Here is a 218-nt window from a genome sequence, read left to right on the forward strand (position 1 = left end):
AGCGCGTACCGCCCCAGTCAAACTGCCCGGCTACCGGTGTACTCCTCCCGGAGTGAGAGTCGCAGTCACCGACGGGTAGTATTTCAATGCTGTCTCGGTGGCCCGCTGGCGCGGGTACCTGTGTAATGACTCCTACCTATGCTGCACATCGGCGACCACGTCTCAGCGACAGCCTGCAGTAAAGCTCTATAGGGTCTTCGCTTCCCCTTGGGGGTCTC

General features: G+C 60.6%; 1 rRNA gene. It reads right to left on the minus strand.

Annotation, left to right across the window (positions count from 1 at the left end):
• A 23S ribosomal RNA gene (locus C471_RS17865) occupies positions 1–218 on the minus strand; the annotation flags it as partial.

Source organism: Halorubrum saccharovorum DSM 1137, assembly GCF_000337915.1.
Lineage (GTDB): Archaea > Halobacteriota > Halobacteria > Halobacteriales > Haloferacaceae > Halorubrum > Halorubrum saccharovorum.